We start from the raw sequence: 241 nt of genomic DNA, 5'->3' as shown, positions 1-241 counted from the left end.
CACAAATGACAACTAGAAACAACGGTTTTATTGTAAATATTGGCTCTATCGCAGGCAAAGAGATATATGCTAACGGAAATGTATATTGTGCATCAAACCACGCTGTAAACGCTTTAAATAAAGCAATGAGAATAGATTTAAACAAACCCAATATTCGTGTTGCCGCAATTCATCCAGGAGCAGTAGAAGCCGAATTTTATCATGTTCGTTTTAAAGGAGATACTGAAAAAGCAAAAACAGT

Annotated in this window: 1 protein-coding gene; it reads left to right on the top strand. The window is 35.3% G+C overall.

Features of this window, described 5'->3' with window-relative positions; all coding sequences use genetic code 11:
- The coding region (locus ACY2RX_RS14845) for an SDR family NAD(P)-dependent oxidoreductase (RefSeq protein ID WP_490104744.1) at positions 1 to 241 on the top strand (241 nt) is incomplete at both ends.

It is taken from the genome of Polaribacter sp. 2405UD43-2, from assembly GCF_058147125.1.
The sequence above is the reverse complement of the archived record's forward strand: the minus strand, read 5'-3'. Positions and strand labels throughout refer to the sequence as shown.